General features: G+C 67.8%; 19 protein-coding genes. 1 reads left to right on the top strand and 18 read right to left on the bottom strand.

The genetic code is table 11. The features are described from left to right. Window positions 1-9 precede the first annotated feature (9 nt). The 5 genes from LXT13_RS02775 to LXT13_RS02755 all read right to left on the bottom strand — a co-directional run bounded on the left by LXT13_RS02775 (window position 10) and on the right by LXT13_RS02755 (window position 5,712). A complete protein-coding gene (locus LXT13_RS02775; protein WP_233370073.1) occupies window positions 10-1,527 on the bottom strand; it encodes a S1/P1 nuclease in 1,518 nt (505 codons plus the stop codon). Between the two features lie 80 nt (window positions 1,528-1,607). Beyond that, a complete protein-coding gene (glgA, locus tag LXT13_RS02770) occupies window positions 1,608-3,068 on the bottom strand; it encodes a glycogen synthase GlgA (RefSeq protein WP_233370072.1) in 1,461 nt (486 codons plus the stop codon). Beyond that, the gene (glgC, locus tag LXT13_RS02765) at window positions 3,065-4,324 is read right to left on the bottom strand and encodes a glucose-1-phosphate adenylyltransferase (protein WP_233370071.1); all 1,260 of its coding nucleotides are present in this window, start codon (window positions 4,322-4,324) and stop codon (window positions 3,065-3,067) included. Before glgC ends, glgA begins: the two co-directional genes overlap by 4 nt. 75 nt (window positions 4,325-4,399) lie before the next feature. Continuing rightward, window positions 4,400-5,542, bottom strand: coding sequence for a PepSY-associated TM helix domain-containing protein (locus LXT13_RS02760; RefSeq protein ID WP_233370070.1), 1,143 nt, complete (start codon window positions 5,540-5,542; stop codon window positions 4,400-4,402). Further along, complete coding sequence (locus LXT13_RS02755) at window positions 5,539-5,712, bottom strand: hypothetical protein (RefSeq protein WP_233370069.1); 174 nt, start codon at window positions 5,710-5,712, stop codon at window positions 5,539-5,541. The genes LXT13_RS02760 and LXT13_RS02755 overlap by 4 nt, the downstream gene beginning before the upstream one ends. Window positions 5,713-5,817: 105 nt before the next feature. On the opposite strand from LXT13_RS02755, the gene LXT13_RS02750 reads away from it, so the two are divergent. Further along, window positions 5,818-7,905 (top strand): TonB-dependent siderophore receptor, encoded by a 2,088-nt coding sequence (locus LXT13_RS02750; protein ID WP_233370068.1) that lies wholly within the window; start codon window positions 5,818-5,820, stop codon window positions 7,903-7,905. A 69-nt stretch (window positions 7,906-7,974) separates the two neighbouring features. Here LXT13_RS02750 and LXT13_RS02745 read toward each other — a convergent pair whose 3' ends face one another. From LXT13_RS02745 to LXT13_RS02685, 13 genes are all read right to left on the bottom strand, one after another. Next, window positions 7,975-9,153, bottom strand: coding sequence for a DUF2325 domain-containing protein (locus tag LXT13_RS02745; RefSeq protein WP_233370067.1), 1,179 nt, complete (start codon window positions 9,151-9,153; stop codon window positions 7,975-7,977). A 57-nt stretch (window positions 9,154-9,210) separates the two neighbouring features. Continuing rightward, window positions 9,211-9,381, bottom strand: a complete 171-nt coding sequence (gene hemP / locus LXT13_RS02740; RefSeq protein WP_233370066.1) for a hemin uptake protein HemP — start codon at window positions 9,379-9,381, stop codon at window positions 9,211-9,213. Window positions 9,382-9,697: 316 nt separating this feature from the next. After that, window positions 9,698-10,468, bottom strand: coding sequence for a TrmH family RNA methyltransferase (locus LXT13_RS02735; protein ID WP_233370065.1), 771 nt, complete (start codon window positions 10,466-10,468; stop codon window positions 9,698-9,700). Continuing rightward, window positions 10,465-11,106 (bottom strand): ribonuclease HII, encoded by a 642-nt coding sequence (rnhB, locus tag LXT13_RS02730; RefSeq protein WP_233370064.1) that lies wholly within the window; start codon window positions 11,104-11,106, stop codon window positions 10,465-10,467. Before rnhB ends, LXT13_RS02735 begins: the two co-directional genes overlap by 4 nt. Then, on the bottom strand, window positions 11,078-12,202 hold the full coding sequence (gene lpxB / locus LXT13_RS02725; RefSeq protein ID WP_233370063.1) for a lipid-A-disaccharide synthase: 1,125 nt from the start codon (window positions 12,200-12,202) through the stop codon (window positions 11,078-11,080). The genes rnhB and lpxB overlap by 29 nt, the downstream gene beginning before the upstream one ends. 3 nt (window positions 12,203-12,205) lie before the next feature. Further along, window positions 12,206-12,994, bottom strand: coding sequence for an acyl-ACP--UDP-N-acetylglucosamine O-acyltransferase (gene lpxA / locus LXT13_RS02720; RefSeq protein ID WP_233370062.1), 789 nt, complete (start codon window positions 12,992-12,994; stop codon window positions 12,206-12,208). A gap of 11 nt (window positions 12,995-13,005) precedes the next feature. Beyond that, window positions 13,006-13,467, bottom strand: coding sequence for a 3-hydroxyacyl-ACP dehydratase FabZ (gene fabZ / locus LXT13_RS02715; protein WP_233370061.1), 462 nt, complete (start codon window positions 13,465-13,467; stop codon window positions 13,006-13,008). Beyond that, entirely contained in the window at window positions 13,464-14,492 is a 1,029-nt protein-coding gene (lpxD, locus tag LXT13_RS02710) for a UDP-3-O-(3-hydroxymyristoyl)glucosamine N-acyltransferase (RefSeq protein WP_233370060.1), read from the bottom strand. Before lpxD ends, fabZ begins: the two co-directional genes overlap by 4 nt. Window positions 14,493-14,504: 12 nt before the next feature. Then, window positions 14,505-15,011, bottom strand: a complete 507-nt coding sequence (locus LXT13_RS02705; RefSeq protein WP_233370059.1) for an OmpH/Skp family outer membrane protein — start codon at window positions 15,009-15,011, stop codon at window positions 14,505-14,507. A 2-nt stretch (window positions 15,012-15,013) separates the two neighbouring features. Continuing rightward, entirely contained in the window at window positions 15,014-17,326 is a 2,313-nt protein-coding gene (bamA, locus tag LXT13_RS02700; protein ID WP_233370058.1) for an outer membrane protein assembly factor BamA, read from the bottom strand. 14 nt (window positions 17,327-17,340) lie between these two features. Beyond that, a complete protein-coding gene (rseP, locus tag LXT13_RS02695) occupies window positions 17,341-18,711 on the bottom strand; it encodes an RIP metalloprotease RseP (RefSeq protein ID WP_233370057.1) in 1,371 nt (456 codons plus the stop codon). Next, window positions 18,702-19,880, bottom strand: coding sequence for a 1-deoxy-D-xylulose-5-phosphate reductoisomerase (ispC, locus tag LXT13_RS02690; RefSeq protein ID WP_233370056.1), 1,179 nt, complete (start codon window positions 19,878-19,880; stop codon window positions 18,702-18,704). Before ispC ends, rseP begins: the two co-directional genes overlap by 10 nt. A 71-nt stretch (window positions 19,881-19,951) precedes the next feature. Further along, window positions 19,952-20,788, bottom strand: a complete 837-nt coding sequence (locus LXT13_RS02685; protein ID WP_233370055.1) for a phosphatidate cytidylyltransferase — start codon at window positions 20,786-20,788, stop codon at window positions 19,952-19,954.

Below are 20,788 nucleotides of genomic sequence, written 5' to 3'. Positions count from 1 at the left end.
TCGGAGGGTTCAGGGAATCCGGTAGAACGGATTGGGCAGCAGGAAGGCCTTCTCCGCGTAGCCGCCGGACAGATCGCTGGGCTGATCGCCCACCGTCGCGAGCACTTGGTAGCCCCGCATGACGATGCGGGCACGCTCGGCTGCCTTGAAGCTGGCAGCGGAGTAGTGGCTGTGCGAATCGTCCGGGCGCAGCACCAGGCCGGCCCAGCCGTCGTAGCCGGCAGCGCGAAGGTTGGCCTCGGTGGCGGCGCGTTCGGCCTCCTTGCGGCCGGTGATGAAAAAGACGGACACGCCGGCGGCACGCGCCGCCTTGAAGAGCTTCAGCGTCGCGGCGACGGCGGGCGCACGGCCCTGGGCGTCCCACGCGAGCGCGCCACACGAGGTGCCAGGCGCGGCGGTGCAGTCGCCGTTGATGATGTAGCCGAAGTCGTTCTGCGCCAGCTGGCCCCAGTTGTCGAGCGAGGTTTCGTCGATGTCCAGCACCAGCGCCGGCTTGGCCACCTGCTTGGCGCGGGACAGCACCCAGGAGCTCGCGGCCTCGTCCACCTCGGCCTGGTCGCGCGCATAGCCACTGCTCCGGTAGGCCTTGAACTGCGCCTTCAGTTCGCCGAGGTTGGCGGCCGGCTGCAGGCCTTTCTCGGCGCTGGGCCAGGGCGTCGTGGCGACGGGCGCGCTGCAGGAGCCCGGCGCGAAGGTCTCGTTGAGCAGCCGGGCCAGGCGCACGCCGCCCAGCGCCAGTTGCTGGTCGAGCACCGGCAGCACGGCGGCATAGTAGGCGTCGTCGATGGTGCCGTCGGCGGGGATGAGCTTGTCGTTCCAGACCAGCTCGCCCACGGCGTGCGACTGGATGGCCCAGTCGGCAGGCTGGTCACCGCCGCTCTTCAGGTCGAAGTCCTGGGTGGCCAGCAACGTCTTTTCCAGGCGATCGACGTAGGCACCCCAGTCCCACACGGTGCGGCGGATCAGGCCCGAGTCCCACAGCGAGTGCAGGCTGCCGCTCTCCAGCGCGCAGTTGCCCTTGCAGGTCTGGCCGTGCAGACTGCCGTGCACCTTGACGCCGTTGCCGCCTTCGAGGTCGCCGGTGGCGTGCAGCGGCTGGTGGATGTCGCCGACGAAATGGACGACGTAGCGCAACGCCTCGCGCCGGGCTTCCTCGGTCGGTGCGCAGCGCAGCGCCTGCTGGGCGCGTTGCAACGCCTTCACGACGCAGTCCCCCTTCTCCGACGGCGCGCAGTGGACCTTTTCGTCGTATTCGTGCACGCCGCGCGGGATGTCGACGAAGTGCAGGTTGAAGTCGCCCTTGCGTTCGCCGCGCACATCGTCGGGCCAGCTGGCCACGGAGGCCAGGCTGGCGCCTCCCTGCAGCTTTGCGACACCGGCCAGCGCGGCGGGCGTGAGCCGGCGTTGCGCGATCTCGGCGACGATGGAATGGCCTTCCTGCCCCCAGGCCTGGCACAGGGCCGGCGCCAGGGCCAGGGTGACGACGGCGCCGAGGCGGCGGAACGGATGGAGGTGGAGAGCGCGCATGACGATGGCGGGTCCGACGAAAACCCCAGAGTGTCCGCCGCCGCGACGGGACGGCGGGAAGTCATCACCCCGGCTTTGCCTCAGCTTTGCATCAGGTTGCGGTAGATGTCGGCATAACGCCGCGCCGCGGTGTCCCAGCCATAGCGCTGGCGCATCGCCGCCGTCCGCACGCGCGCCCAATATTCCGGCCGGCTCCACAGCGCGAACGCACGGCGCAACGCGGGGCGGTAAGCGTCGGCCGTGAAGGCATCGAAGACGAAGCCGGTGGCGGTGCCAGCGGCAAGGTCTTCCAGCGTCGTGTCGACAACCGTGTCCGCCAGGCCGCCGACGCGGTGGACCAGCGGCAGCGCGCCGTAGCTCAGGCCATAGAGCTGCGTCAGGCCACAGGGCTCGAACCGGCTGGGCACGAGCATCACGTCGCTGCCCGCGACGATGCGGTGGGCCAGCGCCTCGTCCATGCCGGTGCGGCGGGCGACCTGTGCGGGATGGCGTTGCGCAGCGGCGGCAAATTCGGCTTCCAGGCGTGCATCACCGGCGCCGAGGACGACGAGCTGTCCACCCGCGTCGACCAAGTCGCTCAACGCTTCCAGCACCAGCGGCAACCCCTTCTGTTCCGTCAGGCGGCTGACGACGCCGAACAGCGGCGCGTCAGGGCGCTCTGCCAGGCCGCATTCGCGCTGGAGCGCCACCTTGCACGCTGCCTTGCCGGCGGTGTCGTCGGCGCTGTAGCGCGCGGCGAGGGCGGTGTCTTGCACAGGTGACCAGACACCGTAGTCGACGCCGTTCAGGATGCCGTGCAGATCATCGGCGCGGCGACGCAGCAGGCCGTCCAGGCCACAGCCCTGCTCCGGTGTCTGGATCTCGCGGGCATACGTCGGGCTGACCGTCGTGATCGCATCGGCGAAATGCAGGCCGGCCTTCATGAAACTCACCTGACCGTAGAACTCCAGCCCTTCAACGGCGTAGTGCTGCGAGGGCAGGCCCAGGTCGGCGAAGTGATCGTGGGGGAACAGCCCCTGGTAGGCGAGGTTGTGGACCGTGAAGACCGTCCGCGCGTCCGTCCGACGACGCGACTGGCTGGCCGCGATGTGGGCGCAGGCCAGGCCTGCATGCCAATCGTGCGCATGGACGATCTGCGGGCTCCACGCCGGGTCCACGCCCTCCGCAAGCCGTGCCGCGGCCAGGCCCAGCAGCGCAAAGCGGCGATGGTTGTCGGCATAAGCCACGCCGCCCGCGTCGGCATAGGGGTTGCCGGGTCGGTCGAACAGGCCGGGCGCGTCGAGCACGTAAACCGGCAGGTCGATGCCCGGCAACCGCCCGCGCAGCAGCGCCGCCCGGCCCTCGCTCCACGGCAGCGCCACGGGGGCGACCGCACACTCGTTGGTCAGCGCATCGCGGATGGCCGGGAAGCCCGGCACCAGCAGCCGCGGCTCGACGCCGGCCGCTGCCAACGCTGCGGGCAGAGCACCCGCCACGTCGGCGAGGCCGCCGGTCTTCAGCAGCGGGAACAGCTCCGCGCTGACTTGCAGGACCTTCGTCACAGCTTCGCGAGCATCTGCTTGGTGATGAGCACGACGCCGTTCTCGGTGCGCTCAAAGCGGGCTGCGTCCTGCGTCGCATCCTCGCCGACGACGAGACCGTCGGGGATCTCGCAACCGCGGTCGATGATGACCTTGGTCAGCCGGCAGTGCCGCCCCACGCTGACGCCGGGCAGCAGCACGCTCTGGTGGATGTTGCAGAACGAGCGGATGCGCACGTTGTTGAACAGCACCGACTGCACGACGTGAGAGCCCGACACGATGCAGCCGGCGCTGACGATGGTGTTGACCGTCATGCCATGCATGCCGTTGTGGTCGGGAATGAACTTGGCCGGCGGCAACTGGCGCTGGTAGGTCCAGATGGGCCAGTCGGTGTCGTAGATGTCCAGCTCGGGGCTGATGGAGGCCAGATCGAGATTGGCTGCCCAGAAAGCGTCCAGCGTGCCGACGTCGCGCCAGTACGGCGGTGCGCCGTTGGGGTTGCTGATGCAGCTCATGCCGAACGGGTGGGCGACGGCGCGGTTCTCCGCGACGGTCTTGGGGATCACGTCCTTGCCGAAGTCGTGGCTGGAGGTCGTGTCGGCAAGGTCCTCGGCCAGCAAGCGGTAGAGGTAGTCGGCGTTGAAGATGTAGATGCCCATGCTGGCCAGGCACACGCCGTCGCGGCCGGGAATGCAGGGCGGGTCGGCGGGCTTCTCCTTGAACGCCGTGATGTGGCGCCCGTCGTCCACCGCCATCACGCCGAAGGCGCTCGCCTCGGCCTTGGGCACCTCGATGCAGCCCACCGTGCAACCCGCGCCCGTGGCCACGTGATCGGCCAGCATGTTGGAGTAGTCCATCTTGTAGATGTGGTCCCCCGCCAGCACGACGATGTACTCGGCGCCGGTACTCTGGATGATGTCGAGGTTCTGGTAGACGGCGTCCGCCGTGCCGCGGTACCAGCTCTCTTCGTCCACGCGCTGCTGCGCGGGCATGAGGTCCACCGTCTCGTTCAGCTCGGCGCGCAGGAAGCTCCAGCCGCGCTGGATGTGCCGCAGCAGCGAGTGGCTCTTGTACTGCGTGACGACGCCGATGCGGCGGATGCCGCTGTTGACGCAGTTGCTGAGTGCGAAATCGATGATGCGGAACTTGCCGCCGAAGTAGACGGCCGGCTTGGCGCGCGAGTCGGTGAGCTGCTTCAGGCGGGAGCCACGGCCACCGGCGAGAACGAGCGCAATCGCGCGGCGCGAGAGCTGATGGGGCGAGGGGACGGGGGCCATGGACAAAGACTGAGTTGGCGGGCATCCCAGTCTGCGGGAGCCGCAGGCCGTGCACCAAGGGGAGTTCCCCGCAGCCTACACCGCGGCGCCGGGGCGGACGGGCATGCCTGTCTGCACGGGCCGTTGATGTCGCTTCCTCTGCCACAGGTAGAGGCCGCTGCCCAGCACGACGATGGTGGCGAGGTCGAGCAGCATCCAGATGATCTTCATCGGCAGCCCGCCATAGTCGCCGAAGTGCAGCGGCTGTGATAGCAGCAACGCGGTCAGGTACCAGGGCAGGTCGGGCGCCACCGTGACCTCGGCGGTGCGGGCGTCCACGAGCACCGGCTGCAGGAGCCTGGCCGTCAGCGGCGTGTCGCCCTTCATGAAGAAGGTGACGTGATGCGGGCTGGAGAACGCGGTGCCTGGGAAGGCAATGAAGCTCAGCCGCTTGTCCGGCAGGTGGCCCCGCGCCGCATCCATCATCTGTTGCAGCGGCGCGCGATCGGCTTCGGGCACGGTCGCCTGGCCCTGGTACGGCGCGAGCAGGCTGCTGAGCTGGTCGAACTGCCAATACTTGATCAGCAGATCGGCCCAGGTGTTGACGACGCCCGTCGCTCCGACGACCAGCGCCCACACCAGCGTGACGATGCCGAGCAGGTTATGCAGGTCCAGCCAGCGCGTGCGCGGGCCGCTGCGCTGGCGGACCGTGCCAAATTCCAGCTTGCGCATGAAGGGCGCATAGAGCACGACGCCCGACACGATGGCGACGACGAGCAGCAGCCCCATGAAGCCGAGGAAGAGCTTGCCCGGCAGACCGGCGAAGAGGTCGATATGCAGCCGCGTCATCCAGTACATGAAGCCTTCGTCGAAGCGCGGCTCGGCCAGCACCGCGGCGTTGCGGCCATCGACAGCGATGGAGCGGAAATCGCCCGTCGCGTCCAGCGACGGCGCGAGCGTGACGTACCAGAGGCGAGCGTCCTCCTCGTCGGGGGAGGCGTACTGCACGATGCGATCCGGATGGCGCAACCGGCCAGCCGCGACGACGGCGTCCAGCGATGCCAGCGCGTCGGGGCGTTCGGCCCGAGGCAGCTCGACGGCCTTGCCGGTCAGATGGGCGATCTCATGCGCAAAGATCAGCGGCAGGCCCGTCAGGCACAGCAGCAGCATGAAGATGGTGCAGACCAGGCTGCTCCACTTATGCAGCCAGGCCCAGACACGCAGCGCGCGGGCGCTCATGGTGCCCTCCGCAGCGCGTGACGGGCCATCACAGCCAGCGGCAGGCCCAGCGCCAGCCAGGCCCACACATCACCCCAGGCATCGGACACCAAAGCGCTGAAGAGGCCGGTTGCGCTCAGCGCAGACAGCGCAGCGGGCCAGGCCCAGACACGGCGGAAGTGAGGGGACATCGGAACTCCTGAAGAACGGCGATCCTATACGAATCTACATGCGACTCATTCGCATTTGTATTTATGATTCGTTCGTCACTTCTCTTTTGCTCTCCGGCTTCCTTCATGCAAACCAAGTTCGTGTTGAGCGCCTGTGCGCTCGCTGCCACCACCTTCGTCGCCCACGTCCAGGCGCAAACCGACACCCAGCGCATCGAATCCGTCGTCGTGACGGGCAAGCGCGCCAACCGCATGTCCACCGGCGCCACGGGCCTGTCGCTGGACGTGAAGGAGACGCCACAGTCCCTCAGCACGCTCGACAAGGAAGACTTGGCCAACTTCGGCCTGACCGGCAGCAATGAGGCCTTGGGCCTGGCCACCGGCATCAACGTCGAGCAGTACGAGACCAATCGCGCCTCCTTCAACGCGCGCGGCTTCGAGGTCAAGCTGACGCAGCTCGATGGCCTGGGCATGACCAACTCCTGGGGCGTCGTCGTCGGCCGAGAGGACACCTTCCTGTTCGAGAAGATCGAGCTGATCCGCGGCGCCAACGGGCTGCTGACCGGCGTGGGCAACGCCTCCGGCACGATCAACTACGTGCGCAAGCGCCCGACCAACCAGGACGGGGGTGAACTCGATGTCAGCGTCGGCTCGTGGAACATGCGCCGCACCGCGCTGGACTACAACAAGGTGCTGACGAACGACGGATCGTGGGCCGGCCGCCTGATCGTCGCCCACGAGGACAAGGATTCCTACCTGCGCGATCTGCACGACAGCCGCAATACCGCCTACGGCGTCATCGACGGCCAGATCGGCGAGAACGGCGTGTTGACCGCAGGCATCACCGTCGTCGACAGCCGCCAGGATTCGCCGATGTGGGGCTCACTGACACTGCGGCGCGCCGACGGCACGCAGGCCGACCTGCCCGTGGGCACGTCCACGTCGCAGAAGTGGACCTACTGGAACACCCAGACCTATGTCGGCTTCGTCGAGTACGCGCACCAGCTGAGCCAGAACTGGGAGGCCAAGTTCACGCTCAACCGACGCCACGGCAACGAGGCGACGAAGCTGTTCTATGCCTACTCGCCCACCACCGGCGCGCTGAACGCCGACAACACGGGCCTGATCGGCTGGCCCTACCGCAGCCTGGGCAGCTCGGACAACACGGTGTTGGATGCCAACGTCCGCGGCCGGTTCACCGCCTTCGGCCGCAAGCACAGCCTGCTCGTCGGCGTGAACCGTTCGCATGAGGACACAGCCACCGACAGCTTCGCCGCCACGACGAACGCCGGCCTCCCGCTGCCCGCCCTGCCCTACGGCGGCGACACCTCTCCCGAGCCCGTCTGGGGCGCGCGCACGCTCGCCAGCAAGGGCGAACAGACGCTGACCCGGCTGTACGCCGCGGCGCAGCTGTCGCTGACCGATTCGCTGAAGTCCATCGTGGGCCTCAATGCCGTGCGCCTGGTGCAAGGTGGCGACTCGAAGTACGGCAGCGGCGGCCAGTTGCTGGACCCCACCACGCAGAAGGCGAGCCCCTACCTGGGCTTCACCTATGACATCACGCCCGACGTGACCGGTTACGCGTCCTACTCGGACATCTTCCTGGCCCAGGAGCAACAGGACATCAACGGCTACCTGCTGGCACCGGTCAAGGGTGTGAACACCGAGGTCGGTGTCAAGGCGGAGTGGCTGGGCAAGTCGCTGCTGACCACGTTCGCGGTGTTCAACGCCAGGCAGCAAGGCCTGGCGACCTACGCCGGCACGCGCCCGACCGACCAGACCGCGTACTACGAACCCAAGGACGTGAACTCCAAGGGCTTCGAGGTCGAGGCAACCGGCCGATTGGGGCGAGACGCACGCATCACCGTGGGCTACACCCGGCTGATGCTGACCGGCCCGGATGGCAACGACATCTACGAATGGGTGCCGCGCAACACACTGAATTTCCATGTCGACAGTCGCGTAACCGCGCTACCGGCGCTGCGCGTGGGCCTGGCCGGGCGCTGGAGGTCCGACGCCCACAAGATCGGCGGCGCCCGCCAAGACGCCTACTTCAGGGCCGACGCGTTCGCGTCCTACGCGCTGAGCGACAAGACCACGCTGCGCGTCAATGTCAACAACTTGTTCGACAAGAATTCCATCGGCGGCATCGAGAACGGCGCGATCTATCTGCCACCGCGAAACGCGTCGGTGTCACTGAGCTACAAGCTCTGATACCGCCGACTGGCAGCCGCGGCCAAAGCGGTCCGGGCTGCTGACGACGGCACGGCCTTCAACCGGCCTTCATGCGGTCTCCGCTGCCGCCTGTGCCAGCGCGCGCTCGAACGCACTGCAGCTGGGCGTGTCGACGAAAACGCAGCGCTTGCCATGGCGCTTGCAGTGGTCCTTCACGCGCCAGTAGGCGTCATGGCTGATGCAGCCGGTCTGGCAGATGACCAGGTCTGCCGCGGCCAGTTGCGGGTCGAGCTGTGCCGGCTTGTGCTCGCAGCCGCCATCGTGGTGCAGGAACTGTGCACCGCAGCACTCCACCGCCTGGCGGTATTGCGGCACGCTGCCGCCGCGCCCGCCCACGCACAGCACGACCCGGTGCTCCAGCTTCACGGGCACGACCGGCGTCGGTGGCGGCGCATCGTGCCGCTCCAGCTGGGCGCTGGCAGGTGGCGCATCAGCCGCCTGCGCGCGGGATGCAAGCCGGTTGACCTCTCGCTGCAGTTGCTGGTTGCGCTCGACCTGCTCGGCCAGCCGCTCGCGCAGCGCCTCGCGCTCGGGCAAGTCCGGCCGCGCGGCCTGCCAGCGCTGGAGTTGCTCCTGTGCCTGGGCCAACTGGGTCTGCAGTGCGATCAACGCGGCCCGCTGCTGCATGCGGGTCTGCTCCCAGGCCTGCTGCTCGCGGGCACGCTCCAGGCTCCAGGCTGTCACGCGCTGCTGAACCTCTGCGTAGTCCCGGGCAAGCGCCTGATGCTCGGCGGCGAGTTCCCGATGCCGCGCCAGGTCGACGCGCTGCGCCGCGCCCACCTGGTGCTGCAGCATGTGCACCTGGCCCAGCACGCGGGCCTCCAGCCACTCGTCGCAACGCGCATGCGTGAGCGTGGCCCACAGCGCCCCGGCGATCTCGCCGCGCACGGCACGCTCGCGCCACCAGGTCATCAGGTCATCCCGGGTCCTGGCCTTGGCCGCGCCTCGGACGTCGAGCGCGAAACGCTGCTCCAGATCCTTCTGCACGGCCTCGGCCAGCGCGTTGCGGCGGGCGGAGGCGGTGACAAGGCTGCAATGCAGTGCGTAGTCGTCTTCATCGCCCTGCAGCACCAGCAGCTTTTTTGCCAACTGGCGCACGCGCTCCAGCGGCAGGCATACACCGATCACCGGGCAATGGGCATGGCTGCCCAATTCCCAGAGGCGACGCCGGCGTGAGCCGGTTGTCAGGGCGGGGGCGGCGTGCGCCGCACAGCAGGTCTCGGCCATTCGAGGTCTCCGTGAAGAGGCGCTGGCGGGCGATGGCTGGCTGGCGCGATGCGGGGGTTATTTGGTCAGGATCAGCTTGCCCTGGGACGTCACGCGCAGCCGGTAGACCTGTTCCCGATGAATGATGAACACCTCGCCTCGCGGGCCAAGCAGCGTGGTGCTGTCGATCTGGCGGGCGGGTGCTGTAGCGGGATGCGGCGAGGGTGGCGGTGGGACCGGAGCAAGCATGGAGTCAATGTAATGAGAATCATTCTCGATTGCAAGCCGCAGACACTGGGCGCGAGGCCAGGCGCTCGACACCCGCCGGCGGCACGACCCAGGCATGCGTCCGCTCCACGTCGAGCGACACGGTCGGCGGTGGGAAGGTCGGGTCGGCAAAGGCGCCCACGGGGATGACGACGAACCCGGGCATCGCCTCGGGCAGGTAGTACGCGGTCGCGCCGCATTGAGGCCAGAAGTGGAAGCTGGCACGCGAGCCTTCGTCGCAGAGACGCGTCCAGACCTCTAAATCGCCGCGGTCGTCACGACGCGGCGCCTGCGCGCTTCAACCCCGTTGCCGCTCGCTCTCGTACAGGCATATGGCCGCCGCGGCCGCGACGTTGAGCGACTCCTCGCCGCCGGGCTGCGGGATGCCAACGGTCAGCGCACAGCGGGCCATCAGCTCGGTCGACACGCCTTGCCCTTCATGGCCCAACACCCAGGCGCAGGGCTGCGGCAATGCGACACGGTGCAGCACGTGCTTGGTGTGCGAGCTGGTGGCAACCATCGGCACGGCCAGCGCGGCGAGGTCGTCGGCCGTCAGGGCTTCAATGAGGCGCAGGCCGAAATGCGCGCCCTGCCCCGCGCGGACGACCTTGGGCGACCACAACGCCGCCGTGCCTTTGAGCGCCAGCACCTGCCGCACGCCGAAAGCCGCCGCGCTGCGCAGAATGGCGCCGACATTGCCCGCGTCCTGCAGCCGGTCCAGCACGACGCTGGCGGCCTGCGGCTCGATGGCCGGCGCGGCGGGGAGCGTCAGCTCTGCGCCGATCTGGGCGGGCGACTCCAGGCCACTCAAGCCCTTGAACAGCGTCGTCGGCACAACCAGCGCGCGAGGCGCCGACTCGGCCAGCGCCGCCAGCGCGAAGTCCTGCATCGCAGCCTCGGTCAGCACGACGAGGGCGGGTGTCCAGCCGCGCTGCAGTGCCGCGCGGAGCAGGTGGTCGCCCTCGATCCAGACGCTGCCTGTCTTGCGATAGCCGCTCCCGTCTGCCGTCAGCTTGCGCAGCCTGACAAGCGCCGCGTTGTCGCGCGAGGTGATGTGATCGACCTTCATGCCGCCCCGCTGGTCGTGACCGCGACGCACACCTCGCGCACCGGCGCGAAACTGCGCCGGTGCCAGGGGCTGGCGCCATGCGCCTTCAGCGCGGCCAGGTGCTCGGCCGTCGCGTAGCCCTTGTGCGTGGCGAAACCGTACTGCGGATGGCTCGCATGCATCTGCTCGCAGAACAGATCGCGCGCCACCTTGGCAAGGATGCTCGCCGCCGAGATGGCCTGAACGGTCGCATCGCCCTGCACGATGGCCTCGGCCGCCATCGGCAGCACCGGCAGCCGGTTGCCGTCCACGCGGACCAGCGCCGGCTTCAGCCGCAGGCCCAGCACCGCGCGCTGCATCGCCAGCATCGTGGCCTGCAGAATGTTGATGCGGTCGATCTCCTCGTGCGATGCCTGAGCGATGCAGCAGCACAGCGCCTTGGCGCGGATCTCGTCGTACAGCCGCGCGCGCTTGCCCGGGCTCAGCACCTTGGAATCGGCCAGGCCCTCGATGGGCTGCAGGTCGTCGAGGATGACGGCGGCCGCGAACACGGGGCCGGCCAGCGGTCCCCGCCCGGCCTCGTCGACACCAGCGACGAGGCCCACAGGCGTCCAGTCCAGGGCCACCTGTTCAGGCACTGATGAGCGTTGCGATGGCATCGCTGGCGCGCCGCGCGGTGTCTTGCCGCAGCAGCTCATGGAGTTGGACGAAACGCTCGTGCAACGCGGCACGGCGCGGCGCGTCGGCGAGCAGGGCCTCGGCCTCGCGGGCCATCGCCTCGGGCGTGCAGGCCTGCTGGATGAGCTCCGGCACGAGGAACTCGCGGGCCAGGATGTTGGGCAGGCCCACCCAGGGCAGCAGCCCCTTGTCCTTCATGCGCCACCAGTTCAGCCAGTTCATGCGGTAGGCGATGACCATGGGCCGCTTGAACAGCGCCGCCTCAAGCGTAGCGGTGCCACTGGCCACCAGCGTCAGGTCACAGGCGGCGAGCACGGCATGCGACTGGCCGTCGACCAGTTGGATGTCGGCACCGCCTAGCATCGGCTCGACGAGCCCGCGCAGGCCCGGCACGACCGGCATGACGAAGCGACGGCCTGGCCGGGCCAGCAGCTTCGTCGCGCCGATCAACGCTGGCGCGATGTACTGGATCTCGCTCTTGCGGCTGCCGGGCAACAACGCGATGACGGTGTCGCTTTCCGGCAGATTCAGCGCTTCGCGCGCGGCGGCACGCGGCGGGTCCATCGCGATGGCATCGGCCAGCGGATGGCCCACGTAGGTCGCGCCGATGCCGGCCTTGTGCAGGATCTCCGGCTCGAAGGGAAACAGGCACAGCACATGGTCGGCCGCCGCCTTGATCTTGACGACGCGCTCGGGCCGCCAGGCCCAGATCGACGGACAGACGAAGTGGACGGTCTTGATGCCGGCCTCGCGCAGCCGCGTCTCAAGACCGAAGTTGAAGTCGGGCGCATCGACGCCGATAAAGACGTCCGGCTTGTTCGAGATGAGGCGCGTGCCGAGCTGCTTGCGGATGGCCAGCAGCTCGCGGATGTTCAGCAGCGCGTCCACGTAGCCGAAGATGGACAGCTTGCTGTGCGGCCACCAGGTCTCGAAGCCCTGGGCGATCATCTTCGGACCACCGATGCCCTGCGAGGTCAACTCGGGCCAGCGTGCGCGAAGACCTTGCAGCAGCAGGCCGGCCAGCAGGTCGCCGCTGGCCTCGCCGGCCACCATGCCGAGGCGGGGCGATGTTTGCATCAGTTACCGGACGATGCCGCGGGTGGACGCGGCGAGGAAGGTCAGCATGTTGTCGATGTCACCGTCCGCTGCGCCACCGTCGCTGCCGCGCAGCGCCTCGATGGCCGCGCGAGCTTCGTCCAGCGTGTAGCCGCTGCGGTAGAGCAGCTTGTAGATCTGGCGGACGACGCCGATGCGCTCGGCGCTGAAATCGCGGCGCTTCAGGCCGACGACGTTGACGGCCCGCGCGGCCAACGGATTGCCGTCCACCGTCATGAACGGCGGCACGTCATGGGCCACGTGGGCCTGGAAGCCGATCATCGCGTGGTCACCGATGCGCATGCGCTGCAGAATGCCACTCAGGCCGCCAATGGTGACCCAGTCGCCCACCGTCACATGGCCCGCGAAGGTCACGCCGTTGGCCAGCGTGTTCTGGTTGCCGATTACCGTATCGTGGGCGATATGGCAGTACGCCATGATCCAGTTGTCGTCGCCGATGCGCGTCTCGCCACGGTCCTGCACCGTGCCGATGTTCAGCGTGCAGAACTCGCGGACGGTGTTGCGGTCGCCGATGACCAGCGTCGTCGGCTCGCCGCCGTACTTCTTGTCCTGGTTGGCCGCGCCGATAGAGCTGAACTGGAAAAAGGTGTTGTCGCGGCCGATGGTCGTGTGACCTTCGATGACGACATGCGGGCCGACCTTGGTGCCAGCGGCGATCTTCACATGCGGGCCGATCAGCGAGTAGGCGCCGACCTCGACGGACGAGTCCAGCTCTGCGGCTGGGTCGACGATGGCGGTGGGGTGGATGGCCATCGCGTGCGACCTCAGGCCTCGATGCGGCGCATCGTGCACATCAGCTCGGCTTCCGCGGCCACCTGGTCACCCACCAGCGCCTTTGCGTTGAACTTGTAGATGCCGGCCTTGGCGCGGCCCAGCGCCACTTCCAGGACGAGCTGATCGCCCGGCTCGACCGGCCGCTTGAAACGCGCGCCGTCGATGCCGGCGAAGTACACCACCGAGTTCTCGTCCAGCACCATGTCCATGCTCCGCAGCGCCAGCAGCGTGGCGGCCTGCGCCATGGCTTCGAGGATCAGCACGCCGGGCATGACCGGCCGGTGCGGAAAGTGGCCGAGGAAGAACGGCTCATTGATCGAGACGTTCTTGATCGCGCGGATGCGCTCGCCCTTGACCAGCTCCACGACGCGGTCCACCAGCAGGATGGGATAGCGGTGCGGCAGCCGCTTGAGGATTTCGTGGATGTCCATCGTGATGGTTTCGGTCGTCATTTCTTTTCCAGCGCGCGGACACGCTCTCTCAAGGTGTGGAGCTGGCGCAGGGTCGCCGCATTCTTCTGCCAGCTCGAGTTTTCTTCGAAGGGATAAGGGCCGCTGTAGACGCCCGGCTCATGGATGCTGCGCGTCACCGTCGTGGCCGCGGAGATGTGCACGCCGTCCACCAGCGTCAGGTGGCCGATGATGTTGGCCGCACCACCGATGGTGCAATTCGCGCCGATGCGGGTGGACCCGGCCACCGCAGCGCAGCCTGCCATCGCGGTGTGACGGCCAATTTGCACGTTATGGGCAATCTGGATCAGGTTGTCGAGCTTGACGCCGTCCTGGATGACGGTGTCGCCCAGCGCGCCACGGTCGATGCAGGTGTTGGCGCCGATCTCGACATCGTCGCCGATCGTCACGGCGCCCAGTTGCTCGATCTTCACGTAGCCGTCCTTCGACGGCGCGAAGCCGAAGCCGTCGGCACCGATGACGACACCGCTGTGGACGATGCCGCGAGCACCGATGCGGCAGCCGTGTCCCAGCACGACGCGCGGCGCCAGGCGCGTCCAGGCACCAACGGCGGCACCGCGCTCGACGATGCAGTGCGCACCGATGCGGGCGCCCTCGCCGATGACTGCGCCAGCCTCGATAACGGCCAGCGGCCCGACCTCGACGCCGGGGCCCAGCGTCGCATCGGGCGAGACAACCGCGCTCGGATGCACACCGGCCACGGCGGCCGGCCGCGCGCGCGCCGCCCACCACTGCGTGAGCCGCGCGAAATAGAGGTAGGGATCAGGCGTGACGATGGCCGCACCGCGCGCAGATGCCGCTTCGGCCAAGGCCGGCGCGACGATGACGCAGGCCGCCCGCGTCGTGCCGAGCTGGGCCTGGTAGCGAGGGTTGGCCAGGAAGCTGATGCTCACGCCATCGGCCTCGTCCAGCGGCGCGATGCGGGCGATGCGGATATCGGACCCACCAAGCAAATCGCCGCCCAAGGCGGCGATCAGTTCAGCGAGCGCGACGGTCGTCGGGCTCATGGCGGGACCGGCTTACTTCTGCGCGTTCAGCGCGTCGATCACCTTCTTGGTGATATCGACACGGGGGCTGAAGTGAACGGCGTCCTGCAGGATCAGGTCGTACTTCTCGGCGTCGAAGATCTGCTTGATGACCTTGTTCGCGCGCTCGACGATCGCCTGCAATTCCTCGTTCTTCCGCGTGTTCACGTCTTCCTGGTACTCGCGGCGCTTGCGCTGCAGTTCGCGATCCTGGTCGACGAGGTCACGCTGACGGCGGCTGCGCTCGGCTTCGGACAGCGTCGGCGCGTCCTTGTCGAACTGCGCCGCGGCGGCGCGCAGCTTGGTCTCGATCGCGCCGAGATCCTTCTCACGCTTGCCGAATTCCGCCTCCAGTTTGATCTGCGCAGCCTTGGCGAGATTGGATTCGCGCAGCACGCGCTCGCTGTTGACGAAGCCGATCTTCAGTTCCTGGGCTTGCACGGCCGCCGTGGCCAACATCATCGACGCGGCCAGAGCCACCGATTGCAAGAGCTTGCTCATCATCAGAATGCAGTCCCGATCTGGAATTGGAATTTTTCGATTCTATCCGTGCGTTGCTTGCTGATAGGTTTGCCATAGCTCAGGCGCAATGGACCCATCGGCGAGATCCACGACAGGCCGATACCAGCCGACGAGCGCACGCTGTTGAAGGTCAGCTTCTCGTGCGTGCCCCACACGTTGCCGGCATCGGCGAAACCGAAGATGCGGAAGCTCTTGTCGTTACCGCTGCCGGGGACCGGCAGGTAGAGCTCGGCATTCAGGTTGAAGCGCCGGTTGCCGCCGCTGTAGGAGCCGGTGTTGTCGACCGGGCCCAGCGAACCCGCCTCGAACACCCGCACCGAACCGAGGCCGCCGCCGTAGAAGTTCTTGAACACCGGGTACGGGCGGCCACCCAGTCCCACGCCCCAGCCCAGCTCGCTGTTGAGGCCGAGCGTGATCTTGTTCGTGATCTCGAAGTACTCCTGGTACTGCAGGTTCAGCCGGGCGAAGCGGGCATCGCCGATCGCGCTGGCTTCGACGTTGACGCGCGAGTAGCGACCCTTCATCGGCGTGATGACGCTGTCGCGGCTGTCGCGCTGCCAGCCGATCGTCAGCGGCACGGCCTTGCTGCGCTGGCCGAACTGGTTCACGTAGAGCAGGTAGCTGTTGGGCAGGCCACGCGACGTCGTGATGTCGGTCTGTTCGTAGCCGATGCCGAAGAACACGGTGTCGAGCTCCGAGAACGGCACGCCGAAGCGCAGCGCACCGCCCTTGGTGACGTACTGGTACTCCTCACCCAGCGTATTGATCGGGCGGGTGGTGCGGTAGAAGGCGTCAATCGCGCGGGAGACGCCGTCCACGGTGAAGTACGGATCGACCGTGCTGATCTGCAGCTGTCGGCCGGTGCTTGCCGTGGCAATGTCGATGCCGAGGTAGTTGCCCGAGCCGAACACGTTGTCCTGGCGGATGGAGCCGGTGAAGGACAGCTTGGTCTGACTGGAGTAGCCGGCACCGACGCTGATGGCACCAGTGGGCCGCTCGACGACGGTAAGGATCACGTCGACCTGGTCCTGCGCGCCCGGCACCTCCTGCGTGTCGATCGAGACTTCCTTGTCCTTGAAGTAGCCCAGCCTTTCGACGCGGTCGCGCGAGGCCTTGATCTTCTGGCCGTCGTACCAGGCGGATTCGAATTGGCGGAACTCGCGGCGGATGACTTCGTCACGCGTGCGCGAGTTGCCGGAAATGATGACCTTGCGCACATAAACTCGGCGCTGCGGCTCGGCCACGAAGGTCACGACGACCTGACCTGTGGCGCGGTCGATCTCGGGCTTACTGTCCACGCGCGCGAACGCATAGCCATAGGTGCCGAACAGGTCGGTGAACGCGCGCGTCGTGTTCGCGACCGTCTCGCCGTTGTAGGCCTGGCCGGGCTTGAGCATGACGAGGTGCTTGAAGTCCTCCTCACGGCCCAGGTAGTCGCCCTCGAGCTTGATGCCAGTGACCGTGTAGGGCTGGCCTTCGCTGACAGTGATGGCGATGCTGATGCTCTGCTTGTCCGGCGAGATCGTCACCTGCGTGGACGTGACGTTGAACTCGAGATAGCCGCGGTTGAGGTAGTAGCTGCGGATAGTCTCGAGGTCGGCGTTGAGCTTGGCGCGCGAGTAGCGGTCGGTCTTGGTGTACCAGGTCAGCCAGCCGGTCGTCGTCTGCTCCAGCAGGCCCATCAGCGTGCTTTCGGAGAACACCTTGGACCCGAGGATGCGGATCTCGGCGATCTTGGCCGGCTCGCCCTCGGTGACGTTGAAGCTGACGTTGACACGGTTGCGCTCAATCGGCGTGATCGTCGTCGTGACCTCGGCGCCGTACAGGCTGCGCGTCAGGTACTGGCGCTTGAGTTCCTGCTCGGCGCGGTCGGCCAGCGCCTTGTCGAAGGGCTTGCCTTCGCCGATGCCGACGTCCTTCAGCGACTTGGACAGCGCCTCGGTGTCGAACTCCTTCAGGCCGACGAAGTTCACGTTGGCGATGATGGGACGCTCGTCGATGATGACGACGACGGCATCACCATCAATGCTGATGCGCACGTCCTTGAACAGGCCGGTCGCGAACAGCGCGCGCAACGCGGCGGCGCCCTTCTCGTCGTTGTAGGTGTCGCCGATGCGGAACGGCAGCGACGCGAAGACGGTACCCGGGTCGGTGCGCTGCAGGCCTTCGACGCGGATGTCCTTCAGCACGAAGGGATCGACGGCCCAGGCAGCTCCCGATTGGAAGATCCCCGCGAGAGCCAAAGCCAGGAGTGAGGGGCGCAGCGAGGCTCCCGAGCGGAAAGAAAAGGACATGGGACCGGGGAGTTTCAATGCCAGCCCGCGAAGCGGCTGACGTCGTTGGAAAGGGCCAAGGCCATCATCAGCATCAGGATCAGGATGCCGACGCGCTGCAGTTGCAGTTGCCACCATTCGGAGATCGGGCGACCGCTCAGACCCTCGAAAAGATAATACATGAGGTGTCCGCCATCGAGCATCGGCAGCGGCAGCAGGTTCAGCACTGCCAGGCTGAGCGAAACCTTGCCGAGGAAATCGAGGAACGGCACGAGGCCCGCCTGAGCGGACTTCCCGGCGTAGTCGGCAATGCTCAGTGGGCCGCTGAGGTTCTTGACGGAGGCCTCTCCCACCAGCATACGGCCCAGCAGCCGCACCGTCGTGGCGGCCAGGTCCCAGCTCTGCAGGGCACCACGCTGCAGGCCGTCGACGAAGCCGTAGCTGACCACGGTCGACTCCAATGTCGCGACGGGCCTCACGCCCAATTGGCCGACGTGCTGCCCGCCTTCGTCGACCCACGCTGGCGTCGCTTGCAACTCCACGATCTGGCCCGCGCGCTCGACGCGCAACGACAGCGTGGCCGGCCCATTAGCGCCACCGCTAGCCCGGATGATCTGGCGCAGCAGGCCGAAGTCCGACACGGCGCGACCGTCCACCGCCAGCACCCGATCCCCGCTGCGCAGGCCTGCCGCTTCACCGGCACTGCCGGCCGCGACGACGTCGACCACCGGTTGCAGCAAGGGCAGCAGGCCGATATCGCGGGACAGCTGCGCGTCCGGCGAACGACCGGCGAGGCGGTTCGTATCCAGTGCGACGCTCCGCGAGCCATGGCCCTGCACATCGGTGACCGACAGCTGCAGCGGCTCGCCCAGCGCCTGCGCCCGCAGCACGGCGGATTGCAGGTCGGCCAGCGAGTCGACGTCGTCCCACTGCTGGCCATCGCCCGACACGGCGCGCACCCAGTCGCCGGCGCGCAAGCCGGCGCTGTCGGCGAGCGACCCCGCCGGCGGCGTGCCGAGCAGCGCCTTAGGCTGCTCGCTGCCGATCCAGGCTACCGCCGCGAACAGCGCGACGGCGAGCACCCAGTTGGCCACCGGGCCCGCAGCCACGATGGCCGCACGCTGGCGCAGCGGCTTGTAGCGGAAGGCCTGCGCCTGCTCGTGCGGCGCCACCGGCTCCGGGCCCATGCCGAGCATGCGCACGTAGCCGCCGAGCGGCAGCGAGCAGAGGGTGTATTCGGTGCCGTCGCGTCCGAGCCGCCGCCACAGCACACGACCGAAGCCGATAGAGAAGCGAAACACCTTGACGCCACAGGCCCGGGCGACACGGAAATGGCCCCATTCGTGAATGGGCACGAGGATCGCGATTGCGACCAGGAACCAGAAGGCCTTTTGAATCAGATCCACGCCTGAACCCGTCGTTGCGCGGCGCTGCGCGCTTGGGCATCCAGCGCCAGCAACGCCTCGATGCTGCTGCAGTCGCCCGGCTGAACGTCGGCCAGGCACTGCGAGTTGACCGCGTGAATGCGATCGAAGCGCAGTCGACCTTGCAGGAAGGCGTCGACGGCCACTTCGTTGGCCGCGTTCAACACCGTCGTGCTGCCCTCGGGCGCGCGCAGCGCCTGCCAGGACAGGTGCAGGCCCGGGAAGCGCGTCGCGTCGGCCTCCTCGAAGCTGAGGCTGGGCGTCGTCATCAGGTCCAGGCGGCTCGCACCGGACGTGATGCGCTCGGGGAAGGACAGGCCGTAGGCGATCGGCACGCGCATGTCCGGCGTACCCAGTTGCGCCAGCACCGACTGATCGCGGCAGACCACCATCGAATGGATGATGCTCTGCGGGTGGATCAGCACGCGGATCTGCTCGGGCGCGAGGTTGAACAGCCAGCGTGCCTCGATGACCTCGAGCGCCTTGTTCATCATCGTCGCCGAGTCCACCGAGATCTTGCGGCCCATGACCCAGTTCGGATGGGCGCACGCCTGGTCGGGCGTCACGTCGGCGAGCGTCGCCGGGTCGCGGCTGCGAAAGGGGCCGCCGGACGCCGTCAGCACGATGTGATCGATGCGGTCGTGCCAGGTGGCGCGGTCTTCCGGCAGGCACTGGAAGATGGCCGAGTGCTCGCTGTCGATGGGCAGCAGCGTCGCGCCACCCTCCGCCACCGCCTGCATGAACAAGGCGCCGCCGACAACAATGGCTTCCTTGTTGGCCAGCAGCAGGCGCTTGCCGGCGCGGGCGGCAGCGATGGCCGGCGCCAAGCCGGCGGCGCCGACGATGGCGGCCATCACGGTGTCGACGTCCGGGTGAGCAGCGATGTCGGCGAGCTTGTCGGCACCGTCGAGCACCTGCGTGCGGCAGCCCGCTTCGCGCAGGCGCTCACGCAGCCGAGCGGCGGGCTCCTGCCCGGGCATGACGGCAAAGAGCGGCTTCCATTGCAGGCACTGGGCCAGCAGGTCGTCGACGCGGCTCATCGCGCTGAGCGCGACTACCTCATAACGCTCTGGATGGCGCGAGAGAACGTCCAGCGTGTTGACGCCGATGGAGCCGGTCGAGCCGAGGACGCAGACGCGTTGACGGTGCAATGGTGCATCCTTCGCGCTTCGCGCTGTGCCGCCAAGCGGCAGTTGCGCCCCTTCGGGCGATCGTGCGGGGCTCATAGCGAGATCAGCGCCAGCGCCAGCGGGAACACCGGCAGCAGCGCGTCGATGCGGTCCAGCACGCCGCCATGGCCAGGCAGCAGGTGACTGCTGTCCTTGGCACCGACGGCCCGCTTGACCAGGGATTCGAACAGATCGCCGACGACGCTCATCGCCGCCAGGAACACGACCGCCAGCAGAGAGACGATGCCATGACGCTGCACCAGCAGCGTGAAGACGCTGGGCGAGTCCACGCCGAAGCTCACGTCGATCACGTGCACCCATAAGAAGCCCAGCAGCAGCACGCCGAGCTGGCCGCTCCACACGCCTTCCCAGCTCTTGCCGGGGCTGATGGCCGGTGCGAGCTTGCGTCGGCCGAACGCACGGCCCCCGAAGTAGGCGGCGATGTCGGCCATCCAGACGAGGCAGAACACCGACAGGATGAAGTTGATGCCGTGGACCTTGGCCTGCACGATGGCCAGCCACGCGCCCCAAAGCAACAGCGCGCCGAGCGCGAGGCGCCCGCCACGGGCCAGCTGCGGCCACCCGGCGGGACCGACCTTCAGCGCATATGCACCACCCAGCACCCAGACGCCCGTGGCCAGCCACCATAGGGCGGCGGGTGGCGCATGGAGGCCGCCGAGCACGAGCGTCCAGACACAGGCCAGCGCCAGCGCGACGCCGGCTGCGATCGCGCCGGTGCCCGGCAGGCCGTTGAGCCGGGACCATTCCCAGCCGGCCGCGCCCATCATCAGCACGGTGACCCAGGCAAACGGCCAGGGCGAGGCCTGGAACAGCACCGGCAGCAGGACGGCCAGCAGCACGACGGCGGTGATGACGCGGGTCTTGAGCAT

This window comes from Pelomonas cellulosilytica (genome assembly GCF_021353265.1).
In the GTDB taxonomy this organism is placed as follows: Bacteria; Pseudomonadota; Gammaproteobacteria; order Burkholderiales; family Burkholderiaceae_C; genus Pelomonas; species Pelomonas cellulosilytica.
This window is presented reverse-complemented; position numbering and strand designations above follow the sequence as displayed.